16 protein-coding genes are annotated in these 14,814 nt (G+C 48.1%); 11 read left to right on the forward strand and 5 right to left on the reverse strand.

The features are described 5' to 3' along the window. Positions 1 to 181 (reverse strand): transposase (locus F566_RS0101645; protein ID WP_020405238.1); only part of this gene is annotated, 181 nt, incomplete at its 3' end. A gap of 54 nt (positions 182 to 235) precedes the next feature. Beyond that, positions 236 to 1,537, reverse strand: a complete 1,302-nt coding sequence (gene gmtY / locus F566_RS36090; protein ID WP_083920979.1) for a gamma-mobile-trio recombinase GmtY — start codon at positions 1,535 to 1,537, stop codon at positions 236 to 238. A 246-nt stretch (positions 1,538 to 1,783) separates the two neighbouring features. On the opposite strand from gmtY, the gene F566_RS36095 reads away from it, so the two are divergent. The 3 genes from F566_RS36095 to F566_RS31590 all read left to right on the forward strand — a co-directional run bounded on the left by F566_RS36095 (position 1,784) and on the right by F566_RS31590 (position 2,856). Beyond that, the gene (locus tag F566_RS36095; protein WP_342662519.1) at positions 1,784 to 2,005 is read left to right on the forward strand and encodes a GreA/GreB family elongation factor; all 222 of its coding nucleotides are present in this window, start codon (positions 1,784 to 1,786) and stop codon (positions 2,003 to 2,005) included. A 145-nt stretch (positions 2,006 to 2,150) separates the two neighbouring features. Then, positions 2,151 to 2,330 carry a hypothetical protein gene (locus F566_RS0101660; protein WP_020405241.1) on the forward strand — a complete coding sequence of 60 codons (180 nt, stop codon included), beginning with the start codon at positions 2,151 to 2,153 and terminating at the stop codon, positions 2,328 to 2,330. Between the two features lie 121 nt (positions 2,331 to 2,451). Further along, the gene (locus F566_RS31590; protein ID WP_020405242.1) at positions 2,452 to 2,856 is read left to right on the forward strand and encodes a hypothetical protein; all 405 of its coding nucleotides are present in this window, start codon (positions 2,452 to 2,454) and stop codon (positions 2,854 to 2,856) included. 8 nt (positions 2,857 to 2,864) lie between these two features. Here F566_RS31590 and F566_RS0101670 read toward each other — a convergent pair whose 3' ends face one another. Together F566_RS0101670 and F566_RS0101675 are read right to left on the reverse strand one after the other, a co-directional pair. Further along, on the reverse strand, positions 2,865 to 3,182 hold the full coding sequence (locus tag F566_RS0101670; RefSeq protein ID WP_020405243.1) for a site-specific integrase: 318 nt from the start codon (positions 3,180 to 3,182) through the stop codon (positions 2,865 to 2,867). Between the two features lie 183 nt (positions 3,183 to 3,365). Continuing rightward, the gene (locus tag F566_RS0101675) at positions 3,366 to 3,644 is read right to left on the reverse strand and encodes an acyl-CoA-binding protein (protein ID WP_020405244.1); all 279 of its coding nucleotides are present in this window, start codon (positions 3,642 to 3,644) and stop codon (positions 3,366 to 3,368) included. Positions 3,645 to 3,833: 189 nt separating this feature from the next. Between F566_RS0101675 and F566_RS0101680 the strand changes: the two genes are divergently transcribed. The 8 genes from F566_RS0101680 to F566_RS0101715 all read left to right on the forward strand — a co-directional run bounded on the left by F566_RS0101680 (position 3,834) and on the right by F566_RS0101715 (position 11,610). Beyond that, on the forward strand, positions 3,834 to 4,316 hold the full coding sequence (locus F566_RS0101680; protein ID WP_020405245.1) for a DUF4442 domain-containing protein: 483 nt from the start codon (positions 3,834 to 3,836) through the stop codon (positions 4,314 to 4,316). Positions 4,317 to 4,405: 89 nt separating this feature from the next. After that, the gene (locus tag F566_RS0101685; protein WP_020405246.1) at positions 4,406 to 5,344 is read left to right on the forward strand and encodes a DUF3179 domain-containing protein; all 939 of its coding nucleotides are present in this window, start codon (positions 4,406 to 4,408) and stop codon (positions 5,342 to 5,344) included. Positions 5,345 to 5,622: 278 nt separating this feature from the next. Beyond that, positions 5,623 to 7,461: an ABC transporter ATP-binding protein gene (locus F566_RS0101690; RefSeq protein WP_051085238.1), complete on the forward strand. Its 1,839-nt coding sequence runs from the start codon at positions 5,623 to 5,625 to the stop codon at positions 7,459 to 7,461. Between the two features lie 96 nt (positions 7,462 to 7,557). Continuing rightward, positions 7,558 to 8,682: an MlaE family ABC transporter permease gene (locus F566_RS0101695; protein WP_020405248.1), complete on the forward strand. Its 1,125-nt coding sequence runs from the start codon at positions 7,558 to 7,560 to the stop codon at positions 8,680 to 8,682. Between the two features lie 18 nt (positions 8,683 to 8,700). Then, complete coding sequence (locus F566_RS0101700) at positions 8,701 to 9,471, forward strand: ABC transporter ATP-binding protein (protein WP_020405249.1); 771 nt, start codon at positions 8,701 to 8,703, stop codon at positions 9,469 to 9,471. 19 nt (positions 9,472 to 9,490) lie between these two features. Continuing rightward, positions 9,491 to 10,507: an MlaD family protein gene (locus tag F566_RS0101705; protein ID WP_020405250.1), complete on the forward strand. Its 1,017-nt coding sequence runs from the start codon at positions 9,491 to 9,493 to the stop codon at positions 10,505 to 10,507. Between the two features lie 28 nt (positions 10,508 to 10,535). Continuing rightward, on the forward strand, positions 10,536 to 11,189 hold the full coding sequence (locus F566_RS0101710) for a PqiC family protein (RefSeq protein ID WP_020405251.1): 654 nt from the start codon (positions 10,536 to 10,538) through the stop codon (positions 11,187 to 11,189). Between the two features lie 106 nt (positions 11,190 to 11,295). Further along, positions 11,296 to 11,610, forward strand: coding sequence for a putative signal transducing protein (locus F566_RS0101715; RefSeq protein WP_020405252.1), 315 nt, complete (start codon positions 11,296 to 11,298; stop codon positions 11,608 to 11,610). A 44-nt stretch (positions 11,611 to 11,654) separates the two neighbouring features. Here the strand turns inward: F566_RS0101715 and F566_RS0101720 are convergent, their stop codons facing one another. Further along, on the reverse strand, positions 11,655 to 14,006 hold the full coding sequence (locus F566_RS0101720; RefSeq protein WP_020405253.1) for an ATP-dependent helicase: 2,352 nt from the start codon (positions 14,004 to 14,006) through the stop codon (positions 11,655 to 11,657). Positions 14,007 to 14,814 lie beyond the last annotated feature (808 nt).

Below are 14,814 nucleotides of genomic sequence, written 5' to 3' on the forward strand. Positions count from 1 at the left end.
AGCCGAGTTTCTTCGCGTCGCTGATCCAGCGTCGAACCAGATTGGCATTGAGCCCGTTATCCAGAGCGATGGCAGAAACAGAGACCCCCGGCTGTTGGCAGGCAGCAATAATCTTAGCTTTAAATTCTGCGGAATATTGGCGACGTTTTCTGGAGGAGCGAGGTGCGCTTATGACAATCATAACAAGTGTCCACTAAAAAATAAGTGGACACTATCCAGTCAGTTGGTAGCGCGCTCAAGATGGGGTTACCGGACGCTTACTTTTGTGATGCATCGCCTTTTGAACTTCGACTTGAGAGAAACCATGGTTCGCCAAACGATAGCCATAAGCATGGCGATGCCCATGCTCTGTGGTACCGATAGATTTAGAGTGTTCCAGACCAATTCGCCTAACAGCGTTTTGATGCTGTCTTTGAAAATTCTTTAAAGTCTCAGGTTGTCCTTTACTATTCGTGAATGCATATGGATGGTCAGACAAGCTACTAGGCTCAACTCTCTGATGAAGTAAGTAATCTCTCCAAACCAAAAGAAACTCTGCAGCTTTTTCTGGAGGGAAAAACTGTACCTGAAAGAACTTGCGTTTATCCGTAAGTAAAGGTCCTTTCCAACCAGAATGAAGCCGCTCTGACTTCGCATAATCTGTACGTGGTTTTAGTCCAAACTCTCTCATCAAATACTCTCGACGATTTCCATAACGGGAATCTGGTGAGATACCCTCGCTAGGATGGAAGATTCTTACAATAGCTTCAGAACGCTGCCGGTCGACATGGATATCGTTTAGATAAAGATGAAACACCTCACTCTTCCTGACTCCGCCATAATGCATCAGTAATGTGATCGCTTGGTTCTTGTAATCCGGTATGCACTTGCCCTCCTGGTCAACCCCAGCTTTTGGCTTGACCATACCTCTATCCAGTAATCTTCGAATCTCAGAGGTAGGAAAACGCTTTGTCGTAGCGACTTGAATAGAAGCTCTCTGATGAGTTTGAACCTGGCGGACATGATTCAATGAGGACGTAGGCGAATTCGGTAAGTAGAGGTGGTTAAGAAATACTCGAGCATGTTTATGGTAATAAGCACACCAATTTAGACGCTGTTCAACTGATGTTGCTTTGCGAAATTTATTAATTCGTTGTTGATCATACTCAGGCTGATCAGAGAGCCAATCGGTATAAGTAGTGATATGACCGAGTAAGGTATTTGCGTCCTCGGAGGACCTTGGAGACCAGTAGAGCCGACTTTCATCCTCAAGAGTAGAGGGGTTGACCGTTCCCAAACTAAGGCATTGTGAAAATGATCGTAACAGGCTGGTGGCATCTTCAAATACCGACTGATTAGCATTGATGTATCGAATCAATAACATCACTGCAAATACTGAGCGATCGAGCCAAGAGCCACTTTTATAGGAATTGTCAGCCAAATACCGCAAATGAGAGATCAATAAGCCGCTTTCGGTATAAATTGCAGGTAAAGCTAGTTCTCTACTGGTTTGATCATTTCTATATCGAGTTCTTATCTTTATTGCATATTTCGCCACAGCCCCTCCTACAAATAGTATAAACACTACCTTCCCAGACACCTCAACCCCAACAATCTGAGCACTTAACAAACAATAAGGGCAAAAATCATCAAATGACAACAATAAAATAGTACATTTACTGTGGGGTTCTAATACATCTATGGCAAGAAACAGCTTCGTGAAATTGACAGAAGAGTAAGATACCTTTCCAAGCGACTCGAAAACCTGCAGGTCATTGATCGTAAACCGGATGACACATCCCGCATTTATTTTGGTGCCTGGGTGTCGCTGGAAGATGAAGACGGCCAGGAACTGCGATATCGAATAGTCGGTCCAGACGAGTTTGATGTGAAAAATGGCTCTATCAGCATTGATGCGCCGCTTGGTCGCGCTTTACTGAAAAAGCAGGTAGATGATGAGGTATTTATTGTGACACCTGAAGGCAAGCGAACTTACTATGTGCTTGCGATAGATTATGAGGAATGAAAAGTTTCTGAGCTTTTCTGTGAAATCCAAGGAGGGTTTTTGGCCGGCAATCGTTAGAGATTGTTAAACCTGGGCTCAGTAAATTGAAGTCTGTCAGTGAATAGATAAACTGATAATCGATTTCAATCTTTCATGCAGGTGAGTCATGCAAGTGGTAGCTAAACGTCCTGTCATCCAGGACACTGATACGAACAGTATATTCAGGGATCCGCGTGCAGCAAGATCAGGCCAGGGAAAGTATTTGCCGGAGCGTCGCAAAAGCAGTTTTAACGACAGCGAATTCTGGTATCTGAGAAAGCGTATTCTGATTGGTAGTGCAGGCTGATCAATTCTCGCACCGGTTCACACCTGTGAACCGGTTCACGAACCCTTCACATTTCTCATGAAACTTCCCTGAGTGACTATAAAATGGTCATGTTTACACTGATCCAGTGCAGGGAATCAATATGTCTGTTACCTCCTTCTTTCGTGTATCTGACTGGCTGAGACCGGCTGCTCTGGTTGCGGGAATTTGTATTTCCACCACCTCTGTCGCCGCTGGCAAGGACTCTGAAGAGCCGTTTCCGTCATTTCAGGAAAAAAGCACCATTGAGACTCTCGGGTTAACGTCTCTGGATTCGGATGGGTTAGCGGATGCTGTTATTGGCGGAGCTCTGGACGCGCCTGCGGCAGGGGAAGAGATGGAAGCCTCCGGGGAATTGCGGCAGCGAAATAACCTTTCCAGTGAAGAGTTGCTTAAAGACGAGTTCACGATAGCGCCAGTACCTCAGGCATCCTTGCCGGAAATACGTTTACCTCAGGTGACACCAACTCGATCCATTTATGATGTTCTTGACGTGACACCAAGATAGCAGGCAGATCAAGGTTGGTTAGCGGTCGCTAATATCGGCAGCGGGCGTTTCAAGACAGTCTGGTACATAAACACTAATGCCTGAAGCGCCTGCCTGCACTTGGCGGGTGAGGCTTTTAGTTGTGTGGCAACATATTTCAGAAACCTCAGTACGTCACTTTCACTCAGCTCGCTGGCAGACTTATGCTGATGGAAGGACAGAAAGCGAGCGATCCAGTGAATATAGTTGTGCTGGGTGCGGGTGCTAAAGCCCGCTTCTTTGATCGCGTTTTGAAGATCGACATAAAGATCATGATTGGACTGAATAAAGAGTTCAGCTGAATCCATGGTCAAATATTCCTTAACCAAATTGTGTTTTTATTCTATTTGGATTCTGTGACGGTGATATGAAAAGACCGCTTCGCAGCTTTTATCACCATTAAGAAATGTTAACAGGAACAGAGGCATGTTTTATCAACACACCTCTGTTTCAGATCGCCAACTTTTAGATTACGTCTTTGATAAACGTGATCAACCGCCGAAGCGCTTTTTCAGATCTTCAATGGTATCCACATAGCGCTGCATGGCATCGTCGTTACTCAGGCCTTTGAGTTTGGCCCAGGCGTCATACTTGGCACGGCCAACAAAATCCATCATGCCAGGACGGCTTCCGGAAACGTCTCCCTCTGTCGCCTGCTTATACAGCGCGTACATATCCAGTTTCATTTCATTGGATGGTTGAAAATCGCCACCCTCAGCCGTTTTAACGTAATTCAGTGCTTCTTCAAATGCTTGTTTCAGATCGCTCATCTTATTCTTCCCAGTTGATGAATCGGCCACATTATAGAGAGCGGGTAATGAAATCAAAAGTGATGGGGTTATCAGATCGCGCGTGAACTTTGATTCACTTTATGATGAAACAGCCTTCTTTCCCTGCGTTTTTTTCGATAGTCTTAGTTCGCATTTTCATCACTGGTATAAGAAAAGTCAGGTCAAAGAATGAATCAACTAAATAGAATAGTAAGTAAAATCAATCTGTTGCCGAGGTTTGCCAGATCCCGAGCATTGACTACCTTCTTCGGTAAAACGGTGAAGTTTGTCGGGACGGCGAATGCCACAGTAGAAGAGCTCTCAGATCAGCGCTGTGTGGTGACTTTGAAGAATCGTAAACGGGTGCAAAACCATATCGGTTCTGTCCATGCGGTCGCCAACGCACTGATTGCCGAAACTGCGACCGGGTTTGTGGTTGGTATGAACATACCTGATTCGTCAGTTCCTGTTATTAAGACCATGAAACTTGATTACGTAAAACGATCCACTGGCGATATGAGAGCTGAAGCCCGGTTGACGGAGGAGCAGGTTGAGGCGATTCGGACCCAGGAAAAAGGCGAGATTACTGTTGCAGTATCCATAACCGATGCTGAGAACAAAGAGCCGGTGTTGGCTGAAATGGTCTGGGCCTGGACGCCGAATCGTCGTTGAGTTCTGTCAGGAAGCGTGAATATTCGTCTGAACTTTTGTCATGAACCTCGGTCATAAAGATAAAGCTCAACTAAGGGAATTCTCTTATCATGCGCGGCTTTATTTTCCCTACATTATGGTCTTTATTCGTTTGCACCGTTTGGGTGGCAGAGGTTCACAGCGAAGCGCTCAATGGGTTCAATATTGATGATTCGTTAGTCCCGATCAATGAAATTATGCAGGGTGGGCCGCCCAGAGACGGTATTCCTTCCATCGATAATCCTCGATTTCTATCTCTCGACCAGGCAGATTTTCTGGAAGATGAAGACCGGATTCTGGGGATTAACCATGCCGGAATTCAGCGTGCCTATCCGATTCGGATATTGAATTATCATGAAATTGTGAACGACAGATTCGCAGGTCGCTCAGTGATCGTCAGTTTTTGCCCGTTATGCGGAACCGGCATGGCATTTTCAGGAGAGATTGATGGGCAGTCGGTTGAGTTTGGCGTTTCGGGGCTGCTCTATAACAGTGATCTATTGATGTATGACAGGGATACCGAGTCTTTATGGTCGCAAATTGAAGGGCGTGCGGTCGCGGGCCTTTTAAAGGGAAAAGAGCTCGAATCCATACCGGTCTTGCATACAACCTGGGCTGACTGGCGCAGCCGATATCCTGATTCGAAAGTGCTATCGATGGAAACGGGTCATCGGCGGAACTACGATAAAACTCCCTATCCAGATTATCAGACATCAAGATATGTCTATTTCCCCGTCAGTACCATGGATCGCCGCTACCATCCTAAAGAGCCTGTCCTCGGCGTTGAGCTGAACGGTGTCAGCAAGGTCTATCCTTTTATTGAGCTGCGCAAGGGCAATGCATCGTTTACTGACACGATTGGCGATGAGCAAATTCGTATCCACTATCAGGACGACCACAAAACGGCGCAGGTGTTTGATAATGAAGGGAAAGAACTCGCCAGTGTCATCGCCTTCTGGTTCGCATGGATGGCCTTTCATCCGGAGAGTGAGGTCTATCAGGTCAAATAGTGCTACTTGCTTGATTTGATATTTTGCCACTGCTCGAACTCTCACCCGCTGGACTTTATTTCTTCAGGTTCCCTTGAAGAGAGCTGCATTCGCATGCCGGTTAGTGCTTTCGCCGGCCAATCTGACATGATCGTCATGAAAGATTTCCTGACAAATTGATCCTCGTTATCGGGTTTTGGCATTTATTCGAGTACACTGCACCTATCAGAGTGCAAAATGCCGGATATCATCGGATTTGCCATCAGTTAGTCTGTTATTTGTGTCAATCAAGCGAATTTATGTCTGAGTCGAGTTCTGCTTCCCGATCATCAAAACCAGTCAAACCCTTGCAGGAGTTGCCTGCACGATACAGTTGGGGATATATCAAGACGTTGGTGTTGAAGCATCGTCGGGAGCTGATCAAAGCCAATATTATTGCCATTCTTGGAACTCTGGCCGCTGTTCCGGTACCCCTGTTATTGCCCTTGTTAGTGGATGAGGTGCTATTGGAAGAAGCGGGGCCGGTTATCCCTTTTATCAACAGTCTTACCCCTGAAAATCTACATGGCCCGATTTTTTATGTGGCGGTAATGGTGGTTGGCGCATTGATTCTGCGTTCGCTATCTCTGGTGATGAATGTCTGGCAGGGCCGTCAGTTTGCCATTATTGCCAAAGATATTGTGTATCGAATCAGGTCGGGACTGCTTCGGCGTCTTCAATTTATTTCCATGGCCGAATATGAGGCCTTGGGGAGTGGGTCGGTAGCGTCCCGTTTTGTGACAGATCTGAATACGATTGACCAGTTTTTGGGGATTACCATCAGTCGATTTCTGGTGGCCTTGCTGACGATTGTCGGCACAGCCCTGATTCTACTTTGGGTGCATTGGAAACTGGGATTGCTGGTGATTCTGTGTAACCCGTTTGTGATTTACCTGACCACCCGTCTCGGCAAGAAGGTGAAGGAACTTAAACGCAGAGAAAACCGGGCTTTTGAGGTCTTTCAGGAGGCGCTGACCGAAACCCTGGATGCCATTCATCAGATACGGGCGGCCAATCGTGAGGAACACTATCTGACTAGACTGGTCGGACACGCGAGAAATGTCCGTGAACATGCTGTCCAGTATGAATGGAAAAGTGATGCGGCCAATCGTTTCAGCTTTATGTTGTTTCTGTTCGGCGTCGATATTTTTCGGGCGACCGCTATGTTGACCGTGCTTTTCTCTGATCTTTCCATTGGCTATATGTTTGCGATATTCGGCTACCTTTGGTTCATGATGGTTCCGGTTCAGGAAATACTGGGGATGCAATACAACTATTTTGCCGCTAAAGCTGCTCTGCAGAGAGTCAATGAGTTACTGGCGCTGAATTTGGAACCGGTTTACCCGGCGCGAGAAGATCCTTTCCTGAATCGACGCACGGTGTCCGTTGACGTTGAAAATGTACATTTCGCTTATCAAAGCGGGCAGGAAGTGCTCAGAGGAGTCTCAGTCAACATTGTCCCTGGAGAGAAAGTGGCACTGGTAGGTGCCAGTGGTGGCGGCAAGTCTACTCTAGTACAGGTATTGCTCGGTATGTACAGCCCTTCACAGGGCAAGGTGAAATATGGTGGTGTGCCCATTGAAGATATTGGACATGCCCGGGTGCGCCAGAATGTGGTGACGGTGCTACAGCATCCATCGTTATTCAATGCCAGTGTTCGGGAGAATCTAAGTCTTGGCCATGAGCATAGTGATGCTGAGCTCTGGGACGCACTGACAGTCGCTCAACTGGATGATGTCATCAGTCGTATGCCACAGGGGCTCGATACCGAATTGGGTCGTCAGGGGGTGCGAATGTCCGGTGGTCAGAAACAACGTCTGGCAGTTGCCCGTATGATACTTGCCAACCCTAAAGTGGTTATTCTGGACGAAGCGACATCAGCACTGGACGCAGAAACGGAATTCCGCTTACATGAAGCACTGGCCGACTTCCTGCAACATCGTACCACGATCATTATTGCCCACCGTCTTTCTGCCGTGAAGCAAGCTGATCGGGTGTATGTGTTTGACGGAGGTCAGATTGCAGAAGAGGGGAGCCACAGCGAACTATTGGCCCAGGAAGGATTGTACGCACAGTTGTACGGTGTTCGTCAGCAGTAGTCAGTTTCCTTTGGAAACACGGCCAACCTCCATTGAAGCCTATGGCTATAATCATAAATGACCGTGTAGTCGTCTATGTCATCCCTGGAAAGGACCATGTCAGAACAGGTGAACCTGACCGTTAACAATAATCTTCTGCTGGTGCAGTTGAGCGGCGACTGGAGTATCCACCAGCCAGCTGTAGATCGTGGCCCCATTACCCGAGTATTGGATGAATCCGTCCAAATCAAAAAAATCGTGGTAGACGGACAGAGTCTGGGTAAGTGGGACAGTGCGCTGGTTTCTTTTCTTTTCCAGCTGACAAATCTGGCCAGGAAAAAATCGCTGATTCTTGATCATCAGTCCCTTCCTGAAGGAGCCGTTCGCATGCTGTCCCTGGCAACGGCGGTACCAAAATCGACTGGAAGTTCCAGAAAACACACCCATTGGTCATTTGTAGATCGAATAGGCCTACGTGTCGTCTGGATTTTTCGGGAGTTTTTGCGCTTTGTTGATTTTCTCGGTGAATCGCTGTTTGCCTGCCACCGCTTTGTTTTGGGGAAGGCGGTTTACCGCCGGGAAGATCTGTTGTTTTTTCTGCAGGATGCAGGTCCGTCCTCACTGGGTATTGTCACTCTGATCAGTGTGCTTATTGGAATGATTCTCGCCTTTGTCGGAGCTGTGCAGCTGGAGAAGTTCGGCGCCAGTATCTACGTGGCTAATCTCGTGGGACTTTCCATGGCCAGGGAAATGGCGGCCATGATGACGGCCATTATCATGGCCGGGCGTACCGGAGCCGCCTACGCCGCACAATTGGGCAGTATGCAGGTCAATGAAGAGGTGGATGCCCTCAAGACGATGGGGATTTCTCCTATGGAATTCCTAGTGGCTCCTCGAATGGCGGCGCTAGTACTGATGATGCCCTTACTGACAATTTACGCCAACCTTATGGGAATATTGGGTGGTGGGCTCGTCAGTGTCACCATGCTGGATTTATCCTGGAGCATCTATTTTCAACAGATCAGTCATTCGGTGCCGCTGGTTCACTTTACGATAGGTTTGGTGAAGAGCGTCATTTTTGGAGTTCTGGTGGCACTTTCAGGTTGCTATATGGGAATGAACTCCGGCCGCAGTGCCACGGCGGTTGGTGCGGCGACGACATCAGCTGTTGTCATGGGGATTGTATTGATTATTGTATTCGATTCTCTAGTGACAATTCTGACAACGGTATTGGACATATGACGAGCGACTGGGGATTGAATGGCAAAGCCTGAGTCTCACATAGAAGTTTGTGATTTGACCATGAAGTATGGCCATAAGCTTATCCAGCAGGGGCTTAACTTTGTGGTTAATCGGCAAGACATTTTCATCCTGATGGGAGGAAGTGGGTGTGGCAAGAGCACGCTACTGAAGCACATGATTGGACTCTATGAACCCGCGGAAGGCCAGATTATGGTCAATCGTGAAAGTCTGTGGGAGGTTTCATCGGCTCGACGCCGGGAAATGTTGCAGGGCTTTGGGGTTTCCTATCAAGCTGGGGCACTGGTCAGCTCACTGACCCTGGCCGAAAATGTCGGTATGCCGCTGGAGCTCTATACAGATTTGGCTCCCCGGGAAATTCGTGAACTTGTCGAACTTAAGCTGGCCATGGTGGGGTTATCCGGATTTGAAGACTATTATCCTTCAGAGATCAGTGGTGGTATGTTGAAGCGGGCGGCCCTGGCAAGAGCTATCGCGCTGGATCCGGAGGTGCTTTTTTTTGACGAGCCTTCCGCCGGACTGGACCCGGTTAGTGCCAGATTGCTGGATGACCTGATTCTGGAACTGAGTGCCAGTCTGAATTCAACGATTGTTATCGTCACCCACGAGCTTGCGAGTATTTTTGCCATCGCCACCAATGCCGTTTTTCTGGATGCTGAAAGCAAGACAATGCTTGCCTGTGGGCATCCTAAGGATCTTTTGGATCACTGCGATAATCCAAAAGTGCAGCGTTTTTTACGACGGGGAGAAATGCCCGTGAAGCAGAATTGAGTCTGGGAGTCTGCGTGATATGTCTGCACCTGTAAGTGCACGTATGATTGGTTTGTTTTCTATCGGGGCGATAGTAACCCTGGTCATCGGCGTATTGGTATTTGGTTCAGGGAATCTTATCAAGAACGAGTATCCGGTGCAGATGGTATTTACCGCCGATGTGAAGGGCTTGAACATTGGTGCCCCAATCACTTATCGCGGCGTTAAAGTTGGTGAGGTGACCAGTATTGATTTCCATCTGTCCTCACCGGATACCAATATCATTATTGTCGTCTCAGGAAAGATCATCCCCCAGCAAAGCGATGCGTTGGCAAGTGAGGATGAGGTTGAAGACTTCCTCAATAACCAGATCGCCAAGGGATTAAAAGCTCAGTTGGTTGCCCAGAGCATTCTGACGGGACTGCTGGAAATCCAGCTGGATTATTTTCCAGACCTTGAAGGTTACACAACCCGCTCGATTAACTCCCGGCATAGCATCCCCACCGTGCAGACAGATTATGAAATTATCACGGATACAGTGAAGTCCGTTGCCACTCAGGTCAGTAATATCCCGCTCCAGAAAATGACAGAAGACCTGAGTGCATTAATTGCTGATTTACGGGTTCTGATTGGTCACCGCAGTGTGAAGCAGTCTCTTCAGGACTTTGCCGAGACAATGGCGCACCTGAACAGTATTACCAGGGAGCTTGATGGGAACAAAGAAAAGCTTCTTGAGGAAATGGTGCTCACTATGGACGCCATGCAGGCGATGTCGGCGAGAATGGTGTCAATGGCCGAAAAAGGCGAAAAAGCTATATCGACAGGGGATGAATTATTGCAATCGGGTGTCGCGAGTCTGGAAAAGTTTGATCGTACCCTGACGCAGGTCGACTCAACACTGAAGGTTTACCAAAAGTTGGTGGAACCGGGCTCGGAAGTTTCTGTCACGCTGATTCGGGCATTGCAGTCTCTTAATCGTGCTTCTGAACAGGTCCGACAGTTGGCGGAAACTCTGGAGCGTAACCCTGAATCTTTGCTGACCGGGAAGCAAAGATAATCATTAGTCGGGACAGTTGGAGAAAACAATGATGATTCAGATGGAGCAACCGCCGGCCACCGACAGCGTGCTACATAAGTGGGCGTGGGCGGGCATGAGATCGGCCCTGATACTGCTCGTGTCTGGATTGCTGATCTCATGCACTTTGACACAACCTTCGGCAAACAGTCGCTACTATTTACTTTCTTCGCAACCATTGCCCTCTTTGGGTTCAGATTCGGATCATAGCCGCCTTTCGGAAAACGTTTATGTGATAGGCCCACTGAACTTCGCCGATTACCTGCAGCGATCGTCGGTTGTTACCCGTGTTTCTGAGTCGGAATATGAGGTTGCCAAGCTGGAACAATGGGGAGGCAAGATCGAAGACGAGTTCCAGATCGCGTTGCTTAAAAATCTGGCGAACTTGAAGCCGGGTTCCCGTTTTGTCCGCTACCCAAGCTTTGTCAGTCTCCCTTCAAGTGTTTCTCTGCAGGCGGATATCATGCGCTTTGACAGCCAGTTGGGAGGAATTTCACGGCTGGAAGTGAGTTGGGCCTGGATTCAACAAAACCAGATCCTGGCGTCTGGTGAATTTTCCCGTTCAATGCCTGCCGGTTCGAATACGGAAAGTGCCGTTAAAGCACAGAGTGCCTTGGTCAGAGCCTTTTCTGAAGCTCTGGCTGAGCGTCTGAACAGTTTGTGACTGAAAGCCCGATATTTCGCCTGTTCATAGAGCTGTGCTAAGTTATTAGTTATCAGGTAAATAAAGTACCTATTGGTAGCCGCCTGATTCTTGAGGGGATGAGCCTATGCGTCATGTCTTTGAAGCCAGCAATATGCTAGAAGCCCATGTAGTCAATGGTGTGCTTCAGGCGGAAGGTATCAACAGCTTCGTTCAGGGAGAGTATCTTCAGGGGGGAATCGGTGATCTGCCGGTTTCGGGGATGGTCCGTGTTGCAGTAAACGATGTGGATTACGAGCAGGCTCGTGCCATTATCCTGCAATGGGAACGGGATCAGCGAGAAGCGGTTGTCACGCCTTCCAGAGAGGGGGGGAACCCATGGCTATATCCGTTTGCATTGGGCTTTGCTTTGGGAATCCTGGTTGCGCTGTGGTTTTTATAGACTACGGCGGGAATTAATTAACGATATCTGTTTGTTCATTCCTGCTAATGGATGGTTGCAGATTTTACTGCTTTGTCGTCCATAGCTTCCTTTTTTACCGTGACATCTTCCATGGTTCCTTCACCCACCTCTTCTTCCACCACAAAGTATAGATGCGCGCTCTTTTTGCTGAACGTCATTTTGCTGCCATCACTGAAGGCCATTTCAAAGGCGTCATCAAGGTCACCCAGCACTGTGCCTGAACCCAGTACCGCATGCCGTAACTTCGGATAGTGCCATAGTTCCCGTGATTCCGGGACAGCAGCACGTTCTGGTGCCTGGCAGCGAACCTGGTGCCAGTCCAGGTAGCGTTTCAGCACTGGTGTCAGAGGTTTGGGGCTCAGGAATATCTCCTGATCCGGCGAGTCTTTGACATGATCCTTTTCGTTGCCCGTATTTTTGCCCTCATCCAGATAGAGCCCGGCAGCCATTGACAGTTCAGTATGCATTTCTGCCAGAAAGCGGCTTGGGTGAGTATCTTTGCTGGTCGGGTGATTGGTCCCCGGGCGATACAGATAAAGCGCCTGCTTGGCGCGGGTCATTGCGACATAAAGCAAGCGTCTTTCGGCTTGCAGATGGGCGCCAATGTCTTCGTTGCTGCGTAAAGTGTAGGGAAGATATTGTTCATTCAGGCCCTGAATCATCACGATGGGCCATTCAAGGCCTTTGGTTCGATGCATCGTTGCCAGAGTCACCCCCGCGTTTTTTTCCTGACTCTGAGCCCTGTGACGTAACTCATCAAAGTGTTCCAGTGCTTCTGTTGAGGGTTGGTTCAGAGTACGCAGATAGTGCTCCACAGCCAAAACATGGTTGACCCGTTCATCTGCATTCTCGTGGGTGAGCGCCAGTTCCTCAAGATTCTTGAACAAGTCGGTATCATCAACATAGCGTCGTAAAATATCAGCGGCTGAAGCCTGGGAAATGACGGCCTGTTGCCATGCCATGGCGGTATGCCGGAGTTTGCGCTTCTGAATGGCGTGCAGGGATTCGGGAATCCACTCTAATAATGTATCGCTCCAGTCGCTTGATTGTTGTGACAACAGAGCCGCGAGTTCACGAATCAGGTCATCTTTCAGACCAACATGTGGGAAGCGCAAGAGGCTGACGAACATCTCTGCACGTCGCTCGGTGTGGTATTGCATGATGCGTCCGGAGCTCAGTTCCAGAAGGGCTAATACTTGATTCAGCTCACGATTGGCCAAAGCCCCCTTACCGTGATCAATGTGGTAAGGAATACTGGCCGCAAGCAAAGCCAGTTCAATCCCGACAGCCTGGGACCAGACTCGGAAAAGAATCGCGATATCCTTTAATGCCGTTCCATTACCCTGAAGGGCTTTAAGGTCCGCGATCAGGTTTTTGGTTTCATCCAGGCATGCTACGGAATGCACCTGAGTGGTGGGGGTGGACGGGTGAGACCGGCAAAGAACATCCTTACGCCCGGTGTTGTGGGTAATCAGGTGATTGGCCAAAAGCGCCACCTGATGACCGTAGCGAAAGGTGTAGGAAAGCGTGAAATCTCTCGGGCTCTCAAACTCTTCCGCAAAACGGTTCAGGATAAACTCCGGTTGAGCGCCGCGAAACTCATAGATGGTCTGGTCAGGATCACCGACCACGGTCACTCGAGCCCGCTGTCCTGCAATATATCCCAGTAGCAGATGTTGGATCTCGTTGGTGTCCTGATACTCATCCACCAGAATCATATCCATTTTATTGGCGATCAGGCTTTGCAACTCAGGGCGTTCGGACAGCGCTTTGACCGGCTCGTACAGCATATCGGCAAAGGTGATTCGGGCTTCCTGTTTGCGCCAGTGTTCAAACGCCTGAACGACGTCTTTCAAGAAAGCATGCTGTTTAGGGTAGTTGAGCTGTTCGAACGTCAGTTCAAGTGGCTGTAACGTGGTTTTACTCAGGTCCAGCAGGGTAGCAGTCAGTTCAATGTAGTCTTTCTTGTTTCGCTTTACGGCATCATGCTGCGATTCCGGTGCCAGTCGGCGCAGCAGCGTCCACAACTGATAATGGATTTCCTGTTCAGAGAGAATATCTCCGACATATTGATTCAGCACCCCTTCCTGGATAAACCGCCGATAAAGGCGAAGCCCCATGGCATGATAGGTCCTGACTTCAGGAAGACCGTGAAAACGGTTATCCGCCACCTGAATCAGTTTTTTCTCGAAGTCTTCCTTCGCCGCACGATTGAACATCAATACCAGAAGCCGACGAGGGTCATGTCCCTGTGAGAGCAAATAACAGATACGGTGAGCCAGCGTCGTAGTCTTGCCGCTTCCGGCAACGGCAGTGATCACAGAGTGCTCAAAGTCCGCTTCGATGATCTGACGCTGTTCTTCGGTAAGCTGCATAGAAAAAGGGACTGGTTGATGTGTGAAAAACTATGACAAAAGCGATAGCTGCATAGTGATGCTGGTGGCGTATTCTAACCGGATGTTGGGGATGTGGCGAGGGGAGTTCTGTGGAATACTGGCAGCCTGCTATCGTGTATTCTTCCGTAAGCCTATTGAGGTATCAGGACACATAATGAAAATTGACGTGTTTCTGAGGGTGATGTTAGAAGGGTATTGGGAGTGCCCGTCTAGAGCAGAATAGCGCACCCAAAAGCTAGTTGTCGGAACAGAAATTTTTGTTAGAGGGCCTCTTCCAAATAGAGTGTAATATGAGATTGTTGGCTTATTTTATATATATTGAGCGCTGCTATAATTGGTAAGTCTTTTGTATATATTTATATGAGGAGGCGAGAACTGAATGAGGCGGTATTCGGTGATAGTGGTGACTTTGTTTTATTGTTGGTTTTGTATGTGCCTTTAAGTGTGTTTTGGGCTGCGGTTTCAATATATATAGTATCGAAAGGTATAAAGTCTATTTTTTTAGATGCTGTCTCAATTTTTTTGCTTTGATTTCAGTATCATATTTAGGTACATTTCTTTGGTTCGGGCTTCCTACACTTTATCCATTCGAGCTTCCATATTTTATCAGGGATATATCACTTCTTGGCCTAGCTCTTTCAGTTTTGGTAATGGGCGATTCTTTGCTAAGGAGGCTCTGAATAACTCCCCAAATCAGTCATAATACGGCCAACTTCACTCATCAGGAATACTATCCATGGATCAGATGACTTTCTCCGAAGCTGAATACCAGAATAAGAAGCGTAAG

Origin of the sequence: Hahella ganghwensis DSM 17046 (assembly GCF_000376785.1) — a bacterium.
Lineage (GTDB): Bacteria > Pseudomonadota > Gammaproteobacteria > Pseudomonadales > Oleiphilaceae > Hahella > Hahella ganghwensis.